The sequence below is a fragment of the Streptomyces sp. ATCC 21386 genome, from assembly GCF_018728545.1.
In the GTDB taxonomy this organism is placed as follows: domain Bacteria; phylum Actinomycetota; class Actinomycetes; order Streptomycetales; family Streptomycetaceae; genus Streptomyces.
Map to the genome: position 1 here is coordinate 128,267 of NZ_JAAVVL010000001.1, position 24,699 is coordinate 152,965.

17 protein-coding genes and 2 pseudogenes are annotated in these 24,699 nt (G+C 71.3%); 15 read left to right on the plus strand and 4 right to left on the minus strand.

Features of this window, described 5'->3' with window-relative positions:
* Positions 1-82: 82 nt before the first annotated feature.
* Positions 83-2,434, minus strand: coding sequence for a protein translocase subunit SecD (secD, locus tag GWK25_RS00600; RefSeq protein WP_215447840.1), 2,352 nt, complete (start codon positions 2,432-2,434; stop codon positions 83-85).
* Between the two features lie 62 nt (positions 2,435-2,496).
* Positions 2,497-2,922 carry a hypothetical protein gene (locus GWK25_RS00605; RefSeq protein ID WP_215447842.1) on the minus strand — a complete coding sequence of 142 codons (426 nt, stop codon included), beginning with the start codon at positions 2,920-2,922 and terminating at the stop codon, positions 2,497-2,499.
* Positions 2,923-3,514: 592 nt separating this feature from the next.
* On the opposite strand from GWK25_RS00605, the gene GWK25_RS43100 reads away from it, so the two are divergent.
* From GWK25_RS43100 to GWK25_RS00650, 9 genes and pseudogenes are all read left to right on the plus strand, one after another.
* On the plus strand, positions 3,515-6,004 hold the full coding sequence (locus GWK25_RS43100) for a PAS domain S-box protein (RefSeq protein WP_215447844.1): 2,490 nt from the start codon (positions 3,515-3,517) through the stop codon (positions 6,002-6,004).
* Between the two features lie 491 nt (positions 6,005-6,495).
* A pseudogene (gene putP, locus GWK25_RS44650) lies at positions 6,496-10,090 on the plus strand (sodium/proline symporter PutP).
* Between the two features lie 290 nt (positions 10,091-10,380).
* Complete coding sequence (locus GWK25_RS00620; RefSeq protein WP_374105851.1) at positions 10,381-10,974, plus strand: RNA polymerase sigma factor; 594 nt, start codon at positions 10,381-10,383, stop codon at positions 10,972-10,974.
* Position 10,975: 1 nt separating this feature from the next.
* On the plus strand, positions 10,976-11,923 hold the full coding sequence (locus GWK25_RS00625; protein ID WP_251828631.1) for a CU044_5270 family protein: 948 nt from the start codon (positions 10,976-10,978) through the stop codon (positions 11,921-11,923).
* Between the two features lie 424 nt (positions 11,924-12,347).
* Positions 12,348-13,487: a sorbosone dehydrogenase family protein gene (locus GWK25_RS00630; protein ID WP_215447850.1), complete on the plus strand. Its 1,140-nt coding sequence runs from the start codon at positions 12,348-12,350 to the stop codon at positions 13,485-13,487.
* A 332-nt stretch (positions 13,488-13,819) separates the two neighbouring features.
* On the plus strand, positions 13,820-14,467 hold the full coding sequence (locus tag GWK25_RS00635; RefSeq protein ID WP_215447851.1) for an RNA polymerase sigma factor: 648 nt from the start codon (positions 13,820-13,822) through the stop codon (positions 14,465-14,467).
* Positions 14,464-15,513 (plus strand): CU044_5270 family protein, encoded by a 1,050-nt coding sequence (locus tag GWK25_RS00640; RefSeq protein ID WP_215447853.1) that lies wholly within the window; start codon positions 14,464-14,466, stop codon positions 15,511-15,513. The genes GWK25_RS00635 and GWK25_RS00640 overlap by 4 nt, the downstream gene beginning before the upstream one ends.
* 184 nt (positions 15,514-15,697) lie before the next feature.
* Positions 15,698-16,067: pseudogene (locus GWK25_RS43115) on the plus strand (SpoIIE family protein phosphatase); the annotation flags it as partial.
* A gap of 86 nt (positions 16,068-16,153) precedes the next feature.
* Positions 16,154-16,687, plus strand: coding sequence for a MarR family winged helix-turn-helix transcriptional regulator (locus GWK25_RS00650; protein WP_215447855.1), 534 nt, complete (start codon positions 16,154-16,156; stop codon positions 16,685-16,687).
* A gap of 176 nt (positions 16,688-16,863) precedes the next feature.
* On the opposite strand, the gene GWK25_RS00655 is transcribed toward GWK25_RS00650, so the two are convergent.
* The gene (locus tag GWK25_RS00655; protein ID WP_215447857.1) at positions 16,864-17,625 is read right to left on the minus strand and encodes a DUF4142 domain-containing protein; all 762 of its coding nucleotides are present in this window, start codon (positions 17,623-17,625) and stop codon (positions 16,864-16,866) included.
* Between the two features lie 511 nt (positions 17,626-18,136).
* Between GWK25_RS00655 and GWK25_RS00660 the strand changes: the two genes are divergently transcribed.
* The 6 genes from GWK25_RS00660 (at position 18,137) to GWK25_RS00685 (ending at position 23,981) form a co-directional block, all read left to right on the plus strand.
* Positions 18,137-18,574 carry an NfeD family protein gene (locus GWK25_RS00660; protein WP_215447859.1) on the plus strand — a complete coding sequence of 146 codons (438 nt, stop codon included), beginning with the start codon at positions 18,137-18,139 and terminating at the stop codon, positions 18,572-18,574.
* A gap of 45 nt (positions 18,575-18,619) precedes the next feature.
* Positions 18,620-19,729 carry an SPFH domain-containing protein gene (locus tag GWK25_RS00665; protein WP_215447862.1) on the plus strand — a complete coding sequence of 370 codons (1,110 nt, stop codon included), beginning with the start codon at positions 18,620-18,622 and terminating at the stop codon, positions 19,727-19,729.
* Positions 19,730-20,064: 335 nt separating this feature from the next.
* Positions 20,065-20,553: a hypothetical protein gene (locus tag GWK25_RS00670; protein ID WP_215447864.1), complete on the plus strand. Its 489-nt coding sequence runs from the start codon at positions 20,065-20,067 to the stop codon at positions 20,551-20,553.
* A gap of 529 nt (positions 20,554-21,082) precedes the next feature.
* Positions 21,083-22,168 (plus strand): CdaR family transcriptional regulator, encoded by a 1,086-nt coding sequence (locus GWK25_RS00675; RefSeq protein ID WP_215457113.1) that lies wholly within the window; start codon positions 21,083-21,085, stop codon positions 22,166-22,168.
* Positions 22,169-22,362: 194 nt separating this feature from the next.
* A complete protein-coding gene (locus tag GWK25_RS00680) occupies positions 22,363-22,728 on the plus strand; it encodes a hypothetical protein (RefSeq protein WP_215457966.1) in 366 nt (121 codons plus the stop codon).
* Positions 22,725-23,981 (plus strand): MFS transporter, encoded by a 1,257-nt coding sequence (locus GWK25_RS00685; RefSeq protein ID WP_215447866.1) that lies wholly within the window; start codon positions 22,725-22,727, stop codon positions 23,979-23,981. The genes GWK25_RS00680 and GWK25_RS00685 overlap by 4 nt, the downstream gene beginning before the upstream one ends.
* A gap of 4 nt (positions 23,982-23,985) precedes the next feature.
* On the opposite strand, the gene GWK25_RS00690 is transcribed toward GWK25_RS00685, so the two are convergent.
* Complete coding sequence (locus GWK25_RS00690) at positions 23,986-24,615, minus strand: hypothetical protein (protein WP_308404140.1); 630 nt, start codon at positions 24,613-24,615, stop codon at positions 23,986-23,988.
* Positions 24,616-24,699: the final 84 nt, after the last annotated feature.

The window sequence follows — 24,699 nt, forward strand, 5'->3', positions numbered from 1 at the left end:
CCGCGGAACCGCTCTTGGCGGCCGCGGCGGCCTGCCGACGCGGCGCCCGGACCAAGCCACCCCCGCGACCCTCGCCGCGTCCTCACACCACGGCGCCGGAACCCCGCGCCCGCCCACGCCGCCCCAGCGGGCCGCGCGCCCCGCTGTCCTCGTCGTGCTCGCTGCGCTCGGGGCGCGCCGGCGGTGCCGGGTGGCTGCTCTCCAGTTGCACGGCGATCGGCACGGCGGTGAACACGCTCGACGCCATGCCGATCACCACGCCGGCGATCAGCGCCACGGAGAAGTCGGCGAGCGAGTCACCGCCCAGTACGGCCAGGGCCGCCAGGATGAACAGCGCGCCCGTACCGGTGTTCACCGTGCGCGGCAGCGTCTGGACGACGGCCCTGTTCGCCGTGGATTCCAGGTCCGCCGCCGGATCGCGGCGGCGGACCTCGCGCACCCGGTCGAAGACGACGACGGTGTCATTGACGGAGTACCCGACGACCGTCAGCAGCGCCGCCAGGAAGACGCTGTCGACGGGCCTGCCCAGCCAGGCGAACAGGCCCACCACCAGCAGCACGTCGTGCACCATGGCCGACACCGCCGCGGCGGCGAACGTCCACCGGAAGCGCACGCTGAGGTAGATCAGCTGGGCCGCGACGGCGACGCCGAGCGCGATGAGCGCGTGCCGGCGCAGTTCCTCGCCGAGGCTCGGACCGATCAGCTCGTCCCGCTCGACGGTGACCTCGCCGCCCTCCTTCGCCAGCGCCGTCCTGATCGTGTGCTGCTGGTCGTTGCTCAGCTCCCCGGTGCGTACCGAGATGTCCCCGTCCCCCGACTCCTGCACCACCGCGCGCGGGAACCCCGCGTCGGCGACGACCGTGCGCGCCGCGTCCACGTCCACGGGCCTGCTGGTGCTGTACTCCACCAGGCGCCCGCCGGTGAACTCCACCCCGAAGTCCAGGCCGCGCAGGCCGATTCCGGCGACGGCGACCGCGACCAGCAGCGCGCTGACGCCGAGCCAGCGGCGCCGGTGGTGCACCAGGCGCAGTTCGCGGCGGGCGAGCCAGGCCCGCACCCTGCCGGTGGAGGTGATCCCGGTCAGGCCGGGCCGGTCGCGCACGAAGCGGCGCCGGATCGCGAAGTCGGCCAGGACCCGGGTGATCACCAGGGCCGAGACCATCGAGACGAGGACACCGATGGAGAGCGTGACGCCGAAGCCTTTGACGGGCCCGGTGGCGAAGAAGAAGAGCAGCCCGGCCGCGAGCAGCGTGGTCACGTTCGAGTCGACGACCGCGCTCCAGGCCTTGTCGAACCCGGTACGCAGCGGCCTGTCCAATCGCGCCGAGGCCGACTTCAGGGCGCGGGCTCCCAGATACTCCTCCCGGGCCCGCTCGAAGACCAGCACGTTCGCGTCCACCGCCATGCCGATCGCCAGGACGAAACCGGCGAGTCCGGGCAGCGTCAGGGTCGCGCCCAGGGCGACCAGCGCGGCGTAGGAGATCAGCCCGTAGAGCGCGAGCGCGAGGGTGGCCAGGGCGCCGAGCAGCCGGTAGACGACGAGGATGAACAGCCCCGTCAGGGCGACCCCGATGATCGCGGCCTGAGTGCTGGCCGCGATGGCGTCGGCACCGAGCGTGGGGCCGACGGTGCGCTGCTCCACGACCTCGACGGGCACCGGCAGCGCACCGCCCTTGACGAGGGCGGCCAGCTCGCGGGCCTCTTCCCGGCCGAAGCCGCCGGTGATCTGCGTGGAGCCGCCGGAGATGCCGACCCCGCACGCCACCTTCGCGTCGACGCCGGGCGCCGAGAGGATCCTGCCGTCCAGGACGATGGCGACGCGCCGCTCGGGGGCGCCCTGGGGTGCGCAGGCCGCCGCCCCGGTGATCCGCGCCCAGTCCTTGCCCGCCTGCTTACGGAAGCTGAGGTCGACCATCCAGCCCGATGTCGTCCGCTGGTCGAGCACCGCCTCGGCGTCCTTGACGCCCTCCCCGGTGAGAGCGGTGGGCCCGAGCTCGAGGTACGCCCCCTTCTGGTCGGGGTCGGCGATGACGCGTGAGCCGTCCTTGGCGGGTTCCCCCTTGCCCGTGTCCCGCGCGTCCGTGGCGCCCTTCACCGGGTGGACGGTCAACTGCGCGGTACGGCCGATGACTTCGGCGGCCTCGCGCGGGTCCTGCACGCCGGGCAGCTCGACGAAGATCCGCTGCTGTCCGGACCGGTACAGGCTCGGCTCGGACACGCCGAGCGCGTCGACCCGCTGGCGGAGCACCTCCAGGGCCCGCTGGGTCGATTCGGCGTCGGCATCGACGACGGGTGAGTCCCTGGTCTCCAGGACGATCTGGGTGCCGCCGCGCAGGTCGAGGCCGAGGCGGGCGGTTTGGGTGAGGGCGAGGAAGAGCGAGGCGGCGATCACACCTAGGGCGACGATCGCCCGCCACATGGGCGCGCGAGACATGGGTTCTCCACGATGGGCAGGCAGACGGAACCGACGTCTGTGCCGGGCGCGGAGGCGAACGGTCAGGCGTCGGTACGGACTTGGGTGCTCCATCGGGAGGGAGGGCCACGCGGGCGATGGGCGTGGGCGACCCGGCCCGCTCCGGCGGCGGCCGCCGCCACGGCCACGGCGGGGCCGCCGACGGCGCGGTGCGGGGCCGCGTCCCCGGCGCCAGGGCCCAGGAGGCCGGGGAACGGGTAGGGGACGGCCTCGGCGTGACCGGGCGCGGGGTGCGCCACGGTGACGGGGCGCGGCGCGTCGGAGGTGGTGGCGGACGCCTGTGCGGTCGCCGTGGCGGCGGTGCCCGTCGAGAACGGGCGTGCTGCCGACGCCGACTTGGCCGACACCGGCAGGAAGAAGGTCAGGACCGCGAGCAGCGCGGAGACCACGACCGCGGCGGGGTGGGCGACGGAGGCGGGGCGCGCGGGACGAGCACGGTGCTGCTGCACGCCTCGCCCCCCGGTCAAGTCGCCTTGTGAATAACGCAGTTGGGTCCTCGGTGTCGCCGGTGCGGTTCGTCCGGCCGTCATGACACGAACGTTGTCGGGCGTCCGGAGGTTCCCGACCCACCCGGGAAGGTCGCTGCCGGTGGGCTGTGCTGGTGCGGCGGCACGGAAGTGCGGGGGAGGGGGCACGAGGCCGCGCCATGAAGGACGTCTTCCGGGCGGCGGGGATCCTCGCCGGACCGGACCTGCCGAAGACCGGTGCGGGCCACCGCCGGGTACACGTGCCGTCCCGCGCTTCCTCGGCGTGACCCCACGCGTTCCGGGTACTCCCGGACGACCCTGCCAAGCGGCGGGTGCCCGGGGCTTCACCCAGGTGACGCCGCAGACCAGGACCATGCCAAACGCACCCATGGCGTCGATCCGCGGTCACGCGGAATCCGCAAGTCGGCGCGACGGACCTCGGTTTCGAGATCCTTGTCCTCCGGCGCTCGCGGCCGACGCCACATCGCCTCTACAGACCGGAATATCGCTCTATATGGCTTTATTATCCTTGTTCTGGAGAGTGCTGACTGATGCTTCCTTCACAAGGGATGCGGTGACGAGAGAGCAGCAGGCGCCCGGACTGCCCGGCGCACGTGGAGCGGTACAGGCCGATGGTCTGCCGTTCCGGGTGTCTGTCCTGGCCGCTGCTCGCGCGACGGCACGGGCCGCCGCCCTGACGGCAGCCCTGCTGGGCGCGTTGAGTCTGGCCGGATGGGTCGTCGACGTCGATGCGCTGAAGAGCGTGCTGCCCGGTGACACGGTGAGTGTCAAGGCGAACACCGCCGTGGGCATTCTGGTGCTGGGGCTCTCCCTGGCCGTGGTGGCCACCGGTCCCGGCCGCCGAAGGATGGCCGCGGCTCGTGCCGCGGCGGCTCTGGCCGCCCTGATCGGCGTGCTCACCCTCGTGGAGTACACGACCGGCCCGGGCCTCGGCATCGACGAACTCCTCTTCACCGACGACACCGCGGAAGCGGCGACGGGAAAGCCCGGCCGGATGGCCCCCAACACGGCCGCGGCGCTGACCCTCGGGGCCGTGGCGTCGCTGTGCGCCAGTACGTCCCGCGTCCCCGCCTGGTGCAGCCAGATCCCGGGCCTGACCGTGGGTGCTCTCGGCATGCTCCGGCTGTACGGCGCCGCCTACGCGGTGCCCGAGCTGGAGCGGTTCGGCGCCTACACGGGCATGGCCCTGCACACCGCGCTCGCTCTGGTGCTGCTGGGCACGGCCGCCTTCCTGGCCCGGCCGGACGAAGGTCCCGCGGGGCTGCTGACGAACGCGGGCACCACGGGCACGCTGGGCCGCTGGCTGTTCGCCACCGCCGTGGTGGTGCCACCGCTGCTGGGCTGGAGCGTTCTGGCCGGTGAGGACGCGGGGCTGTTCGGGACGCGGCTGGGCACCGCGCTGCTGGTGGGCGGCCACGTCGCCGTGTTCACCGCCGTCGTCTTCGTGGCCCTGGGCGTGGGCCGCCGCGTCGAGGTGGCTCATGCCCGCGCCGAAGGGCAGGTGCGGCAGTACGCGCTGCTGCAGGCCTTCATGGACCACACGCCGGCCGCGGTCTTCATCAAGGACGTGCACGGCCGTTTCCTGGCGGTCAACACGACGTTCGAGGAGAACATGGGGCTGTCCCGGGAGCAGGTACTGGGCCGTCTGGACAAGGACGTCCTGCCCCCCGGCCTCGCGCGCCAGGCGCGGGCTTCCGACCTCGCCGTGCTCATCGATCGCGCCCCCGTGCAGCGTGAGGAGTCGATCACCCTGCCGGGGGGTACGCAGGACGTCCTCACTTCCCTGTTCCCGCTGAACGACGCGAACGGCACGCCCTACGCGCTGTGCGGCGTGGTCACCGATGTCACCGAGCGGGTCGCGGCTCAGCGTGAGGTCCAGCGGGCGCACCGGCGCTTCCGCGCGCTGCTGGAATCCGCACCCGACGCCACCCTGATCACGGACGGCCGCGGCATCATCGTCATGGCCAATACGCAGGTTGAACGCCTGTTCGGGCGTGCGCCCGGTGACCTCGTCGGGACCGAGGTCGTCGACCTGGTGCCCCGACCTCTGCGTCGGCGGCACGGCGCCCTCCTCGGCGCCTACCTGCGCCTGCGTGCCCCGAAGCCGACGATCATGGACAGGGAGCTGTACGGGCTGCACGGCGACGGCCGTGAGTTCCCCGTCGAGGTGAGCGTCAGCAGCCTCCGGGCCGAGCACGAGACCCTCGTGTTCCTGACCGTACGGGACATCACCGAACGCAGACGTGCCGAGGCCGAACGAGCCGAGCGCTACGAGCAGCTACGCCACATCGCCTACACCCTGCAGCACAGCCTCATGGGCGAGCCGCCCCGCCTCCCGTACCTGCCCAGCGCCCACCGCTACCTGGCCTCCGTCCAGGACCCCGGCGTCGGCGGTGACTGGTTCGACGTCATCCCCCTCGGCGGGCACCGCACCGGCGTCGTCATCGGCGACGTGATGGGCCGTGGTCTGGAGGCGGCGGCCGTCATGGGACAGCTGCGTGCCGCCTCCCACGCGCTGGCCCGCACCGGCACGTCGCCCAGCCGGCTCATGACCGGGCTGGACACGTTCGTCGGCGACCTGGCGGACCAGCTCGTCACCTGCGCCTACCTGGTGATCGACCAGGACGTGTATGAGGTCACCCTGTGCTCGGCCGGGCACCTGCCCGTCATCGTCGTGCCCCCCGACGGGCCCGCCCACCGGCTGCCGGCGCCGGTCGGTGTGCCGCTGGGCGTCAACGACGCGAGCGACGGCGAGGTGCTGTTCGAGGAGGTGACCGTGCCGCTGCTGCCGGGGAGCACCCTCGTGCTCTACACCGACGGACTGGTCGAACGGCCCGGCACCGACATCGAGGCCCAGATCGACGTGCTCACCCACGCCCTCGAAGCCCTGCCGAAGGGCGGTCCCACGGATCCGGAGAAGCTCGACCGTGCCGCGGCCCGGCTGATCAGGACGCTCATCCCGGACACGGCCGCCCACGACGACGACGTGACGCTGCTGATGATCGCTGTGCCCGGCCGGGAGGGGGAGGGCACCTGTGCCTGATCGCCGACGCGGCCCTCGCCGCACCGCGTACGCCCGCGGCATCGATCCGAGGTCGGGCGGAACCGGCGCTTCTCCGGGCCCGGTGTCGCAGCAGGCCGTGCGAGCCCTGGGGCGCTGGACGCTGGAGCTGCCCGAGGAGCCGGTGCCGGTGCAGGGTGAGACCCCCGTCTCCGTCAGGTACGGGCCGACGCCCACCCGTACACCCTCGGGAGGAAGGGCTTCACGTGCGCGGACCGTCGCAGCGCCGAGAGTGCGGGCACCGGCACCGGGCCTCGGCCTGTCGATCGGTCGTGGGGCCCCCTCGGCCCGCTCCGCCCCGGGCCACGATCCGCCGGGTCGGGCCGACCGCGTGTCAGCAGGTTGATCGATGCACCGGAGGCGCAAGTCGCCCGCTTGTGACCTGAATCTGTACATTTGTACGCCGGGGTGTACGGCTGTCGGGCGTGCCGACGGTCGCGCCCGTCTCATGGACCTCGCAGGCGAGGACGGACATGTTCGACTTGAGTGCGCCGGTCGTGACCGCGTTCGTCGTGTACGTGGTCGCCGTGATCGGAATCGGCGTCTGGGCCTACACCCGCACTCGCACCTTCGCCGACTTCGCCCTCGGGAGCCGCAGGCTCAGCGCGTTCGTCGCCGCCTTGTCCGCAGGGGCCAGCGACATGTCCGGCTGGCTGTTCCTCGCCCTTCCCGGAGCGGTGTACGCGGCTGGTCTCGGCGCCGGCTGGATCGCGCTCGGCCTGGCGGTCGGCACCTACCTCAACTGGCTGTTCGTCGCTCCGCGGCTGCGCACCTACACCGAGCACGCCGGCAACGCCGTAAGTCTCTCGGCCTATCTGGAGGAGCGGTTCGAGGACCGCACCCGGCTGCTCAGGATGGTCTCGGCGGCGGTCACCCTCGTGTTCTTCACCGTCTACGTGGCCAGCGGTCTGGTGGCCGGCGGGTTGCTGTTCGAGCAGGTCTTCGACCTCCGTTTCGGACTCGGGGTGACGCTGACCGCCCTGGTGATCGTCATCTACTCGGGTCTGGGCGGCTTCCTCGCCGTGAGCCTGACGCACGTGGTGCAGGGCACGCTGATGTTCCTCGCCCTGCTCGTGCTCCCGCTGGTCGGTATCGCGGCGCTCGGCGGCTTCGGGGCACTGGGCGAAGCCGTGGAGAGCAGGACGCCGAAGCTTCTGGACGCGGGGGCCGACGTCGGCTACGCGGGCGGTCAGTGGTCGGCCGACGGGTCGCTCGGCGCCGTCGCGATCATCTCGCTGCTCGCCTGGGGCCTCGGCTACTTCGGTCAGCCGCACATCCTGGCCCGTTTCATGGGCATCCGCAGCATCCGTGCCGTCCCCGCGGCCCGTCGCATCGGAACGGTGTGGGTCGTCGTCGTGCTCGCCGGTACCACACTCGTCGGCCTCGTGGGTATCGGGGAGCTAGGGGTTCCGCTCAGCGACCCCGAGACGGTCTACATCGACCTGACCCGGACCCTGCTCAACCCCTGGGTCGCCGGGCTGATGCTGATCGCCGTACTGGCCGCGATCATCTCGACCGCGGACAGCCAGCTTCTCGTGTCGTCCGTCGCCCTCACGGAGGACGTCTACCACGCGTTCCTCAACCGGCGTGCCTCCGACAGGGCGCTGGTGTGGATCGGCCGCGGCGCCGTCGTCGTGGTGATCCTGGTGGCCTGCGTGATCGCGCTGGAGGGCGGCGGTGTGCTGAGCATCGTCGCCTATGCCTGGGCGGGCTTCGGAGCCGCCTTCGGGCCGGTCGTCCTCCTCTCACTGCACTGGCCCCGTATGACCTGGGCGGGGGCCATGGCCGGGATCGTCTCGGGCGCGGCGACGGTGCTTCTCTGGAAGAAGATCAACCCACTGCTCGGGCCACTGGAGTCGGGCATCTACGAAATGGTCCCGGGCGTGCTGGTCGCCACGGTCGCGGCACTGGTCTTCGGCAGGTTCGTCGGGCGGCCGCCGAAACGGGCCTTCTGGCGGATGCCGGGCGGCGGGATGAGCCAGTTGATGCTCTCCCCGTTCCTCGCCCACGCACCGGTCGGCATGGCCGTCCTGGACATGGATCTGCGCTACGTCTGGGTGAACCGGCCGCTGGACCGCCTGATCCCCCTGGAACAGCGGCTGGGCCGGAAGGCGACGGAAGTGCTGCCGAACGGGGAGGCGGAGGCCTTCGAGGAGAAGATGCGGACGGTTCTGGAGACCGGGTCCCCTGTGATGGACTACGAGTTCCGAGCCCTCGGCTTCACGGGCCTCGACCGCAGACGCGCGTACTCCGCCTCCTTCTTCGCGATGAAGGACCGCCGGGGCCGGGACGTGGGTGTCTGGTACATGATCATCGACGTCACCGAGCGCTGGCGGGCCCAGGAACGCCTGGCCCTGCTGAACGATGCCGGTGCCCGTATCGGCAGCACGCTGGACGTGACGCGGACCGCTCAGGAACTGGCCGACGAGGTCGTGCCGGTCGTCGCCGACTTCGTCGCCGTCGACCTGCTGGACTCGGTGATGCGCGGCGAGGAGCCGGCCCCCGGACCGGTCGACATGACGCCCGTGCTGCGCCGCGCGGCGCAGCAGTCGGTGCACGAGGGCTGTCCGGAGGCGTCCCTGGCCGTAGGAGAAACGGTACGGCGTGCCGCCTTGTCGCCCGTGACCCGCTGTCTGCTGGAGAGCAGAACCCTGGTGGAACGGATCCTGGACCCCTCCACCAGCGCCTGGGTGACCGAGGACCAGTCACTGGGCGCCACCCTGCGCGAGTTCGACTTCCGCTCGCTGATGGTGGTTCCGGTACGGGCGCGCGGCGTCACCCTGGGCGTGGCGACGTTCGCCCGGTACCGGCACCGCCACCCCTTCGAGGAGGACGATGTCCGTCTCGCCGAGGAACTCGTCTCCCGGGCGGCGGTGAGTGTCGACAACGCGCGCCGCTTCACCCGCGAGCGCGCCGCGGCCCGTTCCATGCAGCGGTACCTGCTGCCGCAGGAACTGACGGCGGGGTCCGGTCTGGAGGTGGCGTCCTGGTACTTCCCGGCGGACGCTCCCAGCGGAGTGGGCGGCGACTGGTTCGACGTGATCCCGCTCTCCGGAACCCGGGGTCGCCCTGGTCGTCGGGGACGTGGTCGGGCACGGCATGAACGCGGCGGCGACCATGGGACGCCTGCGTACCGCCGTACGCACCCTCGCCAACCTGGACCTCCCTCCCGACGAGTTGCTCGCTCATCTGGACGACCTGGTCATCGGCCTCACGGAGGAGGACGGCAGCGGGGAGTCGGCGGCGTACGGGGACGGGACGGCGGGCACCGCGTTCATGGGAGCCACCTGCCTGTACGCCGTGTACGACCCCGTCAGCAGACGGTGCACGCTGGCCCGGGCCGGTCACCTCCCGCCCGTGGTCGTCGGCCCGGACGGCGTCGCCGACATCCTGGAACTGCCCGCCGGACCGCCGCTCGGCCTCGGATACCTCCCCTTCGAGTCCGTAGAACTGGAACTGGCCGAGGGCAGCCTCATCGCGCTCTACACCGACGGCCTCATCGAGACCTTCGACCGGGACATCGACGTCGGTCTGTCCCGGCTGGGCGAGGCCCTCACGGTGTCCCGGCCCCTTGAGGACATCGGCCACAGTGTGGTCGACGCCCTGCTGACCGGTCCGCCGTCGGACGACGCGGCCCTGCTCCTCGCCCGGACCCGCGTGCTAACTCCGGACCGGGTCGTCTCCTGGAACCTGCCCAGCGACCCGGCCGCCGTGGCGCACGCCCGCGCCCTCGTCGGCCGGCAACTCGCGGAGTGGGACATGGACGACCTGACGTTCACCACGGAGCTCATCGTCAGCGAGCTGGTCACCAACGCCATCCGCCATGCGAGCGGACCGGTCTGCCTCCGCCTGATCCGGGACCGCAGTCTGATCTGCGAGGTCTCCGACGCCAGCAGCACCTCGCCGCGCCTGCGCCATGCCCGGACCACCGACGAAGGAGGGCGGGGCCTGCTGATCGTGGCCCAGCTCGCCCAGCGATGGGGTACCCGCTACACCGCGACCGGCAAGATCATCTGGGCGGAACAGGTCGTTCCCGGCCTCGCCGCCGCCACGGTCCGCCGCGCATAGCGTTCCGGCACGCACGCGGCACTCCTGCCGACGGCACCCGATCACGTCGCCGTACGGTGCGCGAGGCGGACGGCGAGCCTCACGTCACGACAACCCGGTGATCACCATGCGTACTTCGGTGGAGACGGACGCCGGCACCGCGCGGGCAGGTTGCGGTCGCGACAGGCCGGGCACGGACCAGTGCCCGCACCGCGAGCGGTTCCGCACCCGCGCGTGAACCCTCCTGGCCGCTTCGGACAACAGGGGGTGGAATGCACTCCACTCCTACTGCACGAAGAAGTGAGGGCCTCGTGGGGGATCCACCCACCGACGACGCGCTGGTCATCCAGGAATCACTGGAGCAGCCGGAGATGTTCGCCAGGCTGTACGACAGACACGCCGCCGAGATCCACCGGTACGTGATGCGCCGGCTGGGCGACAGTCACGCCGACGACATCACGGCGCAGACCTTCCTCATCGCCTTCCGCGGCCGCGCCCGCTACGACGTCACGCGCGCCAGTGCCCGGCCATGGCTCTACGGCATCGCCGGCAACCTCATCGGCAGCCACCGCCGCTCCGAGGTGCGGGCGTTGCGGGCGCTGGCCCGGACCGGCGTCGACCCGGTGGCCGAGTCCTGGTCGGAACGGGCCGACGAGCGGGTGACGGCCGCGGCCTCGCAGCAGGCGCTGGCCGGGGCGATCGCGTCCCTGCCCGGGAAGGACCGGCATGTGCTGCTGCTGGTCGCGTGGGCTGACTTCACCTACCAGGAGTGTGCCGACGCCCTCGGGGTGCCGGTCGGCACGGTCCGCTCCCGGCTGAACCGGGCGCGGCGCAGGATGCGCAAGGCGCTCGGCGCCGACCCCACCCTCGTAAGCGACCACAACGGGGCGGTAACCCATGGATGACATGACCAGGCTGAACGAGCTGCGCGCCGACGCGCCGACGCCGGACCGGGCGCGGCTGGTTCCCGGCCGCCAAGAGCTGCTGAGCGCCGCGCAGCGGGGCCCAGCCCGCAGGATGCGGATGGACTGGCGCGTGACGGCCGCGGGGGTCGCCGCGACGGTGGTCACCATCGCGGTGCTGGTGACCATGCTCGTCGGGGGCGATGAACCCGAGCGCGGCGTGCAGCCTGCCGGCTCCGATCCGACGTCCGCGACGGCACTGCTGGAGCGGGCGGCGGAAGTGGTGTCGCAACAGCCGGATCCGCGTCCGCGCGACGGCCAGTGGGTCTACCTGAAGACCGCGCAGTGCCGGAACGGAGCGTCGGACGCGGCGCCCGACGCCGAGCCGGAGGTGGGCGAGGAGTGGGTCCAGTACGACAGCCCCGTGAGGGAGGACGACGAGGACGGCGACACCGAGCCCTCGCAGCGGCGGCTGTATCGCCTGCTCGCCTCGCTGCCGGACGACCCCGCCGAGATCCGGAAGCGGGCGGCGGAGATGTTCCCCATGGGCAAGGACACCGGCTTGACGCGTGAGCAGGCCGAGACCTTCGCGCTCCTGGCGACCCTCGACGAGGCGTATCCCGTGCACCCGCAGGGGATGGCCAAGCTGTTCCGGGCCCTGGCCGCGGATCCCGGGATCGAGGTGGTCCCGCACCTGGTGGAGGACCCCCTGGGGCAGGACACCATCGCCATATACCCAGATCTGGGCAGCAAGGCCGTACAGCGCCGGGAGTACCTCCTCGACCCCGACACCTTCCAGTACCGGGGGACCCGGTCGGTCGCGGTGCGCGACTACGAGGAGAAGTACGAGGACGGCTCGTCGGCCGGGCGCTCGTACAAGAAGGGCGAAGTCACCTTCTGCGAGATGAAGATGGCCCAGTCCCTCGTCGACCAGGACGGCGAGAAGCCCTGAACGGGCCGGGCGGGGCGCCCCACGGACGGCCCCGCCCGCGGACTCCTATGTCTCGGTCGCCTCCGGCGCTTGCGTCGCCGCCGAGGGTCGCCACGGCGAAGGCCAAGGCGGCGAGCAGGACGAGGAACGCGCTGTCGAACTTGCGGAGATCTCGGCCGGTTCGAGGATGACGTCGCCGTACACCTTGCCGACGGCGGCAGCGGGCGCCGCGCACGTCCGGCCGGTGACGGGGGTGGGAGAAGACGCGCGTCGGGTGGCGGAGTCTGGTCTATTTCAACAACTCCTGCCCCGGTAGCCTCACCTGTGGCCAGTAGCGCACCATCCCCCCACCCCCCAGGTAAGCGTGCCGGCATGGACGACACCCATGGATCTGCCCCCGGCAGCCGGGTGCTCTCCTCCGTTCGCCGCCTCTAGGAGGATCACGGTGAAAGTTCGCACCAGAAGCTCGGCGATCATCGGCACTCTCTGCCTCGTCGCTTCCCTCGCTTTGACCACGGCGTCCGCCGACGAGCCCAGCGCCCCACGTCCGGCGGCAGCGAAGGCCGTGCTCAAGAAAGTGGCCACGGCCCAGAATCCATCCGCCGGTGCGGCCGGCCCCGGCGGCACGGTCTGGATAGCCGAACGCGCGGGCAAGGTAAGGGTCTTGGGCGATGAAGGGCTCGGCGCGCCCGTCATCGACATATCCGGCGAGACCACCACCAACGGCGAACGCGGCCTGCTGGGCATCGCGTTCGACAAGGAGTTCGCGCACTTCTACATCTCGTTCACGAACCTCCAAGGCACCAGCACCGTGGACGAGTTCGCGGTGCGGGACGGCAAGATCCAGCCGGACACCCGGCGCACCGTCCTCACCCAGACACAGCCCTACGCGAACCACAACGGCGGCGACATCAAGTTCGGCCCCGACGGCTACCTCTACATCGCGTTCGGCGACGGCGGCTCGGCCGGCGACCCGCACGGCAACGGGCAGAACCTCAACACGCTGCTCGGCAAGCTGCTGCGGATCGACCCGAGCGGCGGCAAGCCGTACACGATCCCGCCGGGCAACCCGTTCGTGGACGACCCGAACGCGAAGGACGAGATCTGGGCGTACGGGTTGCGCAATCCGTGGCGGTTCTCCTTCGACGCGGGCACGGGCGACCTGCTGATCGCAGACGTCGGCCAGAGCGCCTGGGAGGAGATCGACTGGGCGCCGGCGTCCAGCAAGGGTGGCGAGAACTACGGCTGGTCCCAGATGGAGGGCAGCCATCCCTTCCGGGGCGGCACGGAGCCCGCGAACCACGTACGGCCGATCCACGAGTACGACCGCAGCGGGCGCGGCTGCTCGGTGACCGGCGGATACGTCTACCGGGGCGAGGCGATCCCGGACCTCAAGGGCCAGTACGTGTTCAGCGACTACTGCGACGGCACCATTCGCACTCTGCAGATGGAGAACGGCAAGGTGACCGGCGTGGGCGACCTCGGAGTCGACGGCGGCCGGGTCGTCTCGTTCGTACAGGGAGGCGATGGCGAGCTGTACGTGCTCGACCTGCGCGGCAGCGTCTCCCGCATCGACCCGGCGTGACGACGACCGCATGAAGAAGTCCCCGAGCTGCCGGTACCACCCAGGTCGGCGGGATCACCTTCGGGGTCATCTCTTCGGGCCGGGGCCGGGGTACTCCCCGCCCGGCCCGGAACCGGCTGCATGGCTACTGAACTGCGGGGATCTGTCGCACCGATGCCTTTGCGCGGCCCACCGGTAGTGTGTCGGCGCACGTTGGTCAGCGCCTCTTGTGCGACTCGCTGCACGGACGTCTCGACCTGATCGCCGCCCGAGGAGAAGTCGGAGACCTTCCCCGTGGTCCTGGTGTGGCGGAGGCCACAGGAACCCCGCAAGGGCCGCGGGGAGTAACGGGTGTGAGGCAAACAGAACCAGCGGAGCCGGTACGGGCACGCATTCGGGCAGGAGATCGTGCGGCGTTCGCCGACCTGTACGACCAGTACGCGCGGGCTGTCTACAACCATGCCCTGCGTCTGACCGGCAACTGGTCGGAGGCCGAGGAGGCCATGTCCGAGACCTTTCTCGCCGCCTGGCGGACGCGGGAGACGGTGGAGCCGGAGGGCGGTTCGCTCAAGCCCTGGCTGCTCGGCATCGCCACGCACAAGGCGCACAACGTCAACCGTGGACTGCGCCGCCGGCTCGCCTTCCTGGCGCGCAGCCCGCAGCCCCGTCCCGTCGAGGACTTCGCGGACGAGGCAGCCGGCCGGATCGACGATGCCCGCCGTCTCGCGGTGGTGCACGAGGCGCTGGGCCAGTTGCGCCGCCAGGACCGGGAGGTGTTCGCCCTGTGCGTGTCGGCCGGGCTGGACTACCAGCAGGCCGCCGAGGCACTCGGCATTCCGGTCGGCACCGTGCGGTCGCGGTTGTCGCGCGCCCGGGCGCGGCTCGCCCGGATCACCTCCGGTGAACTCGACCGCGCCAAGGCGGAACCGCGGGGCCCTCACGGAGAGAAGGAGAGTGAGGCCGCGTTCGCGGCCATGTTTCTGCAGGAGGAAACCGGATGAACAACAGCAATACGCCGCACGCCGCTTCCGTCAGGAGTGAGGCCGAGGAGTTGCTGTCGGCTCCGGCCGAATGGGACCTCCCGCCGAGCAGACACCTCCACCACAAGGACGTTCTGATGCAGCACATCGACCACGACCGCACCCGTTCCACCCAGGCGCGTCCGACACCACGCCGTCGACTGGCGCGGGGAGTCGTGCTGTTGCCTCTCGCGTCGATGGCGCTGGCGGGGGTGCTGATCGTCACGCTCTCCGGCGGTGACGACGACACCTCCGCCCCGGCTACCCGAGCCGACCGGGCCAGCAGCGCCTCCGCCACCCTCAACCGGATCGCTGTCGCCGCCATGGCAACCGACACGAAGCCGGTGAAGGACGGCCAGTTCGTGTACGTCGAGAGCCTGATCCGCTCGAACGAAGGCACCTTCGACGGCCCCGTGCGGCTCGGCGCGGTGCACACACGTGAAGCCTGGATGTCGCAGGACCCCGGCCCGGTCACCAACACCGGTTGGATCCGCGAGTCCGGCAAGGGCGCCGTGATGCCCGGTCAGCTGGTCCCTGTCGAGTCCTCCGATCCCGTCCCGGCGGGCATCGACCACCCCACCTACACGTGGCTGGCCTCGCTGCCCACCGACCCCGACGCACTCCTCGAACTGCTCTACGCCCAGACCAGGGTGGACGGCGGCGAGTCGAAGGAGCAGGCCGTCTTCTCCAAGATCGGCGACCTGGTGAGCGAAACGATCATGCCGCCGGCGAACGCGGCCGCGTTCTACAAGGCAGCCGCGAAGATCCCCGGCGTGCAGGAGATCCCCGACGCCGTCGACGCCGCCGGCCGTCGCGGCATCGCGGTCACCCGGGAAGACGCCTCCTCCGCGACCCGTGACGAGTGGATCTTCGACAAGGAGACCCTCGCGTTCCTCGGCGCGCGCTCGTACCTCACCAAGGACGAGGCCCACGGGGTCACTTCCGACACGCTGTTCAGCACCAGCGCCATCATGGAACGCACGGTCGTCGACCAGCACGGCAAGGCCCCGGCAAAGACCGACAGCTGACCTGCGCTACGTGGGGTCCCTCACGGGGTGCCGTCCTCCCTCAGGGGGACACAAAGAAGGGCCCAGGTCTCTGTCCTGGGCCCCAGTGCTGGAGCGGGTGACGAGCATCGAACTCGCGCTCTCAGCTCGGGAAGCGACGGAGCTTGAGTGGCGCATATGGCCTGACCTGTCGAGATGGCTTCTTCCACTGTGGCAAGCGGTGTCGTACACCTCGGCTGTGGCGGAGGCGCGGATCGGCGGCGATCTGTACGAGTTGGCGCAGCGTGGAACGGGAGTCGGAGGGTGAGAAGTTCGTCACCGCGATCCTCGGGTTCGCACCGGGCGAGCAGTTGCTGCTGTGCACCGACGGCGTCACCGAGGCGCGGGACGAGGACGGGCACTTCTGTCCGCTCGCCCAACGGACCGCTCTGCTCAAGAACCCTGACGCGCATACCGCGCTCGACGCGCTGCCCCGCGATGTGCACGGCCATGCCGAGGGGCCACTCCCCGACGACGCCGCGATGCTGCTGCTCCGCTATCGCGGCTACGGGAGGGACCGGGGAAGGCGGGCGCCGAGAGGAACCGTGGAAGGGTCATGGGAGTGGAAAATCTGTTCCTATGGGGAGAGTGGACGGTGCCCGCGGCGAGGTAGAAAGGTCGCATGGTGCAACGTGAGGCCCCGGCCGGGGGCATGGACGATGTCGACGTGGTGACCCGTGCGGTGCTCACGGCGTCGAGAGTCTTGGTCGCCGTCTCCGCCCGGTCGCTCGCCGAGGTGGAGGAGAGGGTGACGCTGCCCCAGTTCCGCATGCTCGTGGTGCTGTCCACGCACGGGGCCACCAAGCTGGTCACCCTCGCCGACCTTCTTCAGGTCGCGCCGTCCACGGCCATGCGCATGGTCGACCGGCTCATCGCGGCCGGGCTCGCCGACCGGCAGACCAATCCCGGCAACCGCCGGGAGACCGTGCTCCAGCTCACGGACGAGGGACGGCGCACCGTCGAGGACGTCACCGCTCGCCGCAGGACGGAGATCGCCGGGATCGTCGAGCGCCTGTCGTCGGACCAGCGGTCGGCCCTCGTGGACGCGCTCACCGCCTTCAACGAGGCGGGCGGCGAACCGCTCGCCCCGGAGGCGGACGACACCGAGCCGTACCCTCTGGGCTGGGTCGCCCCGGTACTGCCCAGGGGTGCCTGATCGCACCCGCGGTCTGCGCGGCCACGGTTTGTGCGGTCCTTCCGGCTGGTCCCGCCCCCTTGAGGGTGACTCTTCGTCGAGCGCGAGCTCTCGACCGGGCGTCGCCGGGGCCCGTCGCCCGCCTGTTCGGTCGCCCGGCGCGGGGCCGAGGCGACCCGGCGCGGTGGACGCCGATGTCACTCCTTCCCGGTGGACGGCGACGCCGAGGGGCTGGGGGGAGCGGTCGGTGCGGCGGTGTTGACGTCCAGGTCGGGGCGCGGAGTCAGGACGACCATGGGAGCGCCCGGCTGGGGCACGGGCGGGGTGACCTGGTCCTTGGGAAGTTTCGGGGGGTTGGTCTGCTGGTAGTTGACGTTCTCGTGATTGACCAGGCCGGTCTTCTCCAGCACGGTGATGTGGTCGAGCACGGTGTCGTTGGCGAGGTCGGCGAGCTGGCGCACCAGGGTGTTGCGGGTGCTGGCGCGGATCTTGGCGATGGCCGGGAAGATCTGGCCGTGCGTGACGCGCATGATCTGCACGGCGGTGGAGTCGAACTCCTTGCCCTGGGCCGCGTCCACGGTGGCCACGAACTGCTGCTGTTGCGGACTTGCCTGGTTGTTGAGTGTGATGCCCAGCTCCGGGGCGATCCTGCGACAAAGATCGTCGAGACCGGCGTGCCCGACGACCAGATGCTCGCCGGCCTCCTTCATCTCCGGGGTCGTACCGCGTTCCATGGCCATCTCGCCCAGCGGATACTCCCAGAGTCCCGCCGAGCGCACTTTGATCACGAAGTCCCGGTCGGCCTCCGTCAACGGACCGAACGGCGTGCTGGCGATGATGCGCTCGGTCGAGGTGGCCGTTTTCTCGACACCCAGCATGGCGGGGTAGGCGAGCGCGACGACGGTCATCAGGAGGCCGCCGCTCATGAAGATGGCTCCTGCGGTACGTGGGATGCGCATGGTTCCTCCTGGCATGCGGACGCGGGACCCCGGTCGGGGCGCGAGCGCGAGGGCTCCGCCGGGGAGCGAATCTCGGTCGCCAGGAGGTACGGACGGGCGTGCCGGATGAATCATTGCCCAGAGCAAAAATTGCATCAGGTGGCGTGATGTGTGTCACGTCTGCCCGGCGTGGCAAGACCGTCGAGACCATCGGCCTGAACGAGCCCAGCGCCCGTATCCACAGGACACTCAGCGGCGAACTCGCCCACGGTCACTGATCGGCGCAGCCGAGGGGTGCGGGGACGCAGCTCCCGTAGTCCTCGGCCCGGTGCACCTCGCGGACGGGGTCGCCGACCTCGCGCGGGGCGCAGCCAGTCGAAAGTGGCCACCGACACCATGACCATCAATGCGACCAAAGCGACCATCGGGATGTCGGAGACGACCGGACCGAAGACGAACGGTTGCCGCGTCTGTCTGCCCGGCGATCCGGAAGGTAGCTTGGTGGAGAAAGCCCCTGAAGGAGGGCGATTCGATGCCGTGGTTCTTCTGGCTGATCGCCGCCGCGGCGCTGGGTGTCGCGGAGTTCTTCACCCTGACCCTGGTCTTCGGGTTGCTGGCGGGCGCCGCGTTGGTCGCCGCCGTGGTCGCCGGTGCGGGCATAGGCCTGCTCGGCCAGCTCGTGGCCCTCGCGGCGGCATCGGCGGCGGGTCTCCTGATCGTGCGTCCTGTCGCGCTGCGGCACATGGCGCAGCAGCCGCTCGTGCGGGACGGCACCGACGCGCTGATCGGCAAGCGGGCCGAGGTCATGCAGGAAGTCACCGCGACCCATGGCCTGATCAAACTCTCCGGCGAGGAATGGTCCGCCCGAGCCCTCGACGAGAGCCTCGTCATCCCGGTGGGCGCGTGGGTGGACGTCATGGAGATCGAAGGAGCCACGGCCGTCGTCTACCCCCGCGAACTCCTCCCATGAACGGCTGAACGGCTGAACGGCTGAACACACAGCAACGGAGGCACTGTGGACCCCGTCGTCATCCCCCTCCTCGTCGCGGCCATCGTCGTCGTCTTCCTCGTGGCCTCCACCGTGCGGATCGTCCCGCAGGCGCGCCGCTACAACATCGAGCGGTTCGGCAGGTACCGCCGGACGCTGCAGCCCGGCCTGAACCTGGTCCTGCCGGTGGCGGACCGCATCAACACCAAGCTCGACGTGCGCGAACAGGTCTATTCGTCCGACCCCAGGCCCGTGATCACCGAGGACAACCTCGTGGTGAACATCGACACGGTGCTCTACTACCAGATCACCGATCCACGGGCGGCGGCCTACGAGGTCGCGGACTACCTCCAGGCGATCGACCAGCTCACCGTGACCACGTTGCGCAACGTCATCGGCAGCATGGACCTGGAAGAGACGCTCACCTCGCGCGAGGAGATCAACTCCCGGCTCCGCGCCGTCCTCGACGACGCCACCGGCAAGTGGGGGATCCGCGTCAACCGCGTCGAGATCAAGGCCATCGATCCGCCGGCCACCATCAAGGAGGCGATGGAGAAGCAGATGCGGGCCGAGCGTGACAAGCGTGCGGCCATCCTGCACGCCGAGGGCGAGCGGCAGGCCAAGATTCTCACCGCGGAAGGCACGAAGCAGAAGGACATCCTGGAGGCCCAGGGTGCGCAGCAGGCCATGATCCTCCGGGCGGACGGTGAGGCCAAGGCGGTGGAGCTGGTCTTCCAGGCCGTCCATCGCAACAACGCCGACCCGAAGGTGCTGGCCTACAAGTACCTGGAGACGCTCCCGCACCTGGCGAGCAGCGACAACAACACGTTCTGGGTGATCCCGGGGGAGCTGACCGAGGCGGTCCGCACCGTCACCCGAGCCTTCGGTGACGAGTCGACGACGGTCGCACCTACCCCCGGGCAGTCCGGGGAGGCGGCCACCGCCGACGATCACACCGCCCCGGACGAGCTCCGGACTCCACAGCTGGAGGCGGGCTCCATGGTGTCCCTCGACGCCGCGGCCGCGGCGGACGAGGCCGGGAAACAGGCCGCCGCTGCGGTCAGCGACGCCAAGGCGGAGGTCGAGGCCGCGAAGTCGGCGCAGATGCCGCGCCGGGCGCGGACCTCCGACGGTTGAGCCGCCCCGGCCGACCGAGCACCGTTCGTGCCCCGGACACGGGGGCGACGTCGTTCGCCGGTACGACCGCCGCGCCGGCCCATGTGCCCGTGTGCACCCCACGACTCCGAGGAGGAAGCCCGTCGTTTCCTGACGCCTTCTTGGCAGGGACCCGGCATGGACGATCCCTTGAAGACTGCCGGGATCCGGCAATGCGATGAGGGGCCGATGCGGGCAACTTAGGGGGCCAGGGGAGCACGCGACCGAGGTCTGGATGCCGGGAACCGGCAGGTGCCCGGCATCCGCGCCGCGGAGCTGTGCCGAGGTCGTGTGACGGGGTCGACCGGGGGGTGGGCATGCGGACGTTCTTGGAGGCCGCCACAGGCCTTCCGACGTTCCTGTTCACGGTCCCGCTCGTGGCGGCCGCGGGTTTCTGGCTGCTGGTCGCGGTGGGTGCCGCCGACTCACGCACCTTCGACGGGGACGCCGACCTCGGTGCGCTGGGGCTGGACGGTGTCCCGGTCGCGGTCGCGTTCTCGCTGTGGACGGGCTTCGCCTGGGCCGGCGGCCTCGGCGCCGTCGTCCTGCTGCAACCGCCGGCTTCGTCGGGGCCGGCGCATGCGCTGACGGGGCTCGTCGTCCTCGTCGCGGCGCCCTCGGTGTCGTGGGGTGTCACCCGATCGGTGGTACGGCTGCTGCGCCGCCTCCGTCCCGATGAACCCGAGTCGTCCTCGCCTCACTTCGCCGGGCCGTCCCGCACGGTCCGTTCGGAGCGGGCGGACGGCGGCCTCCTCCAGGGCGACCACGCGGCCCCGGAACTCCACGCGCGCCGTCGGGCCGCCTGAGCCGCAGCCCCGTCCCCTGTCTCTCTCGGGGGCCGCCCTCCTGAGGCGCACGGAAGCGCGCGGGCTCCTTCCTGCCCTCGGCATGCGCTCCCTCCTGATCTTTCCCCTTCCCGATGACGTCCGGGCACTCCCGGTCTCGGGTCCCTCACCTGCCAAGGATGTTTCTCATGTTTGCCATGTCCGCCATCGCTCGGGCCGCAGACCCCCGCAACCTGCTCGCCAACCCGAACGCCCGGCACGCGGCCCACCCTGTACGCGACGCGGAGGGGGACTGATATTCCCCTGGCGTTCCTCGCGGCCGCCGGGTGCGGCGCTCGCGCTGTGCGGCGCGGTGATGTGGGTGCTGCCCACGAGGTGCATCAGAGCCTCCGGGAGCAGGCCGACATGACCGCCGACCGGACTTCCCGGCACACCCAGGCGCCGCGTCGGCCGACCGGCCTTCGACGACCGCTCCCGCCGCGGGCGGGAGTACGCTCCTGCGACCGTGCGTCAAGAAGACGACAAGGGCGCATTCGATCTGGGGGACGTGATGGCGGGACGGGACGTGTCCGAGGGGCGCGGGGCAGCGGGACACGAGGCGTACCTGGAGGGATACGCCGATATCCTCGCCCATGCCTCGGCCACCGGCCGCAGGCTCTCCCGGGACGAACTGGCCTCGCGCCGTACCCTGGGTGAACAGGCGGCCGAGGCCGGGATCGGGCTGCGTGCCCTGGTCGGCGCCCACATGGCAGCCACCCGGGTGCACTGGCCCACCGGCAGCGAACCGGTCGTGGACGACGTGCTGGCCGTCGCCGCGCAGGCTCTCGACGCGTTCGCCGAGGGCTACGAACGGGCCCAGCGCCACGCCGTGCGCCAGGAGGAGGCCGCCCGCCGGGAGTTCATCGACGACCTGCTGTACGGCCGCAGCGACCTGGGACGACTCGCCCAGCGCGCGGAACGCTACGGGCTGCGGCTCTCCTACGAGCACGCGGTCGCCGTGGCCCGTGGCCCGGCCGCCTACGAGGAGGGCGACTCGGTGCTCCGGGAGGTGGAGCGCGCGTTGAGAGGTCGGTTCGGCGACCGCAGCATCCTGCTCACGACCAAGGACGGCCGACTCGTCTGCGTGGCCCCGGGCGACCAGGACGACGTCCTCGTGTACTTCGCCAAGCAGGCGTTCGCCGTGACCGGGGGTGGACAGGTGGCGCTCGGGCGGCCGCACACCGGCCCGGCGGGCGTAGTCCAGTCGTACGAGGAGGCCCTCAACGCCCTCGACCTTGCCGAACGCCTGGAACTCGACGATCCCGTGCTCCGTTCCGCCGACCTCCTCGTCTATCCCGTTCTCACCCGCGACCGGCAGGCCATGGCCGACCTGGTGCAGAACACCCTCGGCACCCTGTGCCAGGCCCGTGGGGGAGCCCAGCCGCTCCTCGACACCCTCACCGCCTACTTCGACTCGGGTTGCGTCTCGGCCGAGGCCGCCCGGCGACTGTCGCTGAGCGTGCGCGCCTTCACGTACCGCCTCGAACGCATCCACAAACTGACCGGCGCCGACCCGTCCGACCCGGTCCACCGCTACACCCTCCAGACCGCGGTGATCGGCGCCCGACTGCTCGACTGGCCGACGAAAACCCTCTGACCCGACCCCGGCAGGCACCCGAACGTGATGATGATTGCAGCGGTCCGCCCGCATCGGACACGCTCGGACCGCATGCCCCGCGCCGTGGCGGTTAGTGTGAAGAACGCGTCAAAGGCGCGGGGTGTGCCGGGAAGTCTGGTCGGCGTCGAAGGGGCGCGTATGCCCGGAGCCCGATGCTGTGGAGGTCTTCCCGGATGCGTGCCCCCCGTCGTGAACGTTCCGTCCTCCTCGGCCTGCTGCCCTGGCCCGAACAGGTGCGGGTGGCCCGCGCCCTGCGCAGGGAGACGGTCGGGGGGCTCGTGCTGCTGACCGTGTCCTTCCTGGTCGTCGGCATCGAGCGGAGGCCGGCGCGAGACGGTCTCCGCGCACGGCAGCGCCACTCCCGCGCAGACCCCCGAGCGGTCGACGCGACGCTGCCCCAGCTGGGGCATCTGGGCGCCCACGACTTCCTTCAGAGCCCTCGACACCTCCTGACCACCGCGTCCCGGCCGTCCGCCCGCTCTCCGCGGCGGCCGGCCTGCTTCCCGGCCCCCGCCGCCCTAGTGAAAGAGTCGCCTTGACGAGCACCGACTCCGCCGCGACCGAGATATCCCCGCGCTCCCGTACGCAGCGACGGGTCCTGACCGTCCTGGTCACCGCCCAGGTCCTCAGCGGCGTCGGCCTCGCCGCCGGTATCACCGTCGGCGCCCTGCTGGCACAGGACATGCTCGGCTCCACCGGCCTGGCCGGACTGCCCAGCGCCCTGTTCACCGCGGGATCAGCCGTCGCCGCCGTCGCCGTCGGCCGCATCTCCCAGGCCCGAGGCCGCCGCCCCGGCCTCGCCGCCGGATACCTGGCGGGAGCCGTCGGCGGAGGCGGTGTCATCGCCGCCGCCGTCGTGGACAATCCTGCCCTGCTCTTCCTCGCGCTGTTCGTCTACGGCGCCGGCAGTGCCACCAACCTCCAAGCCCGCTACGCGGGCGCCGACCTGGCCGCCCCCGCCCACCGCGGAGGCGCAGTCTCCACCGTCCTGGTCGCCACCACCCTCGGCGGCGTCGCAGGTCCCAACCTCACCTCACTCACCGGCGACCTCGCCCACACCCTCGGCATCCCCCGCCTGACCGGCCCGTTCCTCCTGGCCACCGTCGCCTACCTGGCCGCAGCCCTCGTCCTGGCGATCTGGCTGCGCCCCGACCCCCTGCTCCTTGCCCGGACCCTCGAAGCCGAACAGGCCATCGGCGGCGGCATCACCAGCGGGAACGAGGTCGCTCCGGCCCGGGGGCGCAGCGCCGGAGTCGTCCTGGGCGCGCTGATCATGGTCCTCACTCAACTCGTCATGGTCGCGATCATGACGATGACACCCGTCCACATGCAGGACCACGGCCACACCACCACTGCCTCCGGCCTGGTCATCGCCGTCCACGTGGCCGCGATGTTCCTGCCGTCGCCCGTGACCGGACGGCTCGCCGACCGCTACGGCCGCATCAAGGTCGCCATCGCCTCCGGCATCACGCTCCTGGTCGCGGGCATCCTCGCCGCCACCGCACCCGCCGACTCCGTCGCCCTGCTCGCCGTCGCCCTCGCCCTGCTCGGTCTGGGCTGGAACCTCGGTCTCGTGGCAGGCACCGCGATCATCACCGACAGCGTCCCGTTGGCCACCCGCGCCAAGACCCAAGGCATGGCCGACGTCTCGATCGCGATCGCGGGTGCCACCGGCGGCCTGGCCTCCGGCCTCGTCGTGGCCGTCGCCGGCTACCCCGTCCTCACCCTCACCTGCGGCATCCTCGCCCTCGCTGTCCTCCCCGTCATCGCCGCCACCGCGAGCCGCCGATGACTGCTCAGCCCGCCGTCCGCGGTCGGCGCCGGCTGCGGGACCCGGTCGCCCAGGCGAGCAGAGCGAACCCCAGGGCGAAGCCGCACATCGTCCAGACCCCGCGCGGCCAGAAGATGTGGCTGTCGACGAAGGACCAGCCGGCCGCGACCAGCACGGCTGTGCCCGGCAGGACGCGGGCGCCGTGCCGCGGCCACAGCGCCGCCGCGGCGGCCACGACCGCGCAGATCAAGGCATAGGCGCCGACCTGCCCAAGGGACTCACCCACCTCGTAGAGCGGGCGTTTCAACGGCCCTGGGTCCGCACCCGCGACGGCGTGCTCGACCGCGGTTCCGGCCGCGATGCCGGCGACGGCGTCGAGCCCGGTGTAGAAGGCCGCGTAGACGAAGGCACCGGCCCAGGCCGCGATCGTGGCGGCGCCTTCGATGCCGGGCGGGGGCCGGTGCCACAGCGGCACCAGGAGACCGAGGGTGAGCAACGGGAAGAGAGGCAACAGCAGGATGTGCAGGTCCGCCCAGTCCGCCGCCGTCGACGTCGAGAGCCCGTGGGGATGTACAAGGCCCACTGCGGCCAACACCAGGGGCGCGGCAGTCACCAGGGCGATGCGTAGGGAAGTCGTCACGAGAGAGGCCGTCACGCCGGCGATCGTAGGTGCGGGATCCCACGCCGGGTGGGTGCGTAAGGGTTTCGTAAGACACCGGAGTCCCGAGGGTCGCTCGGA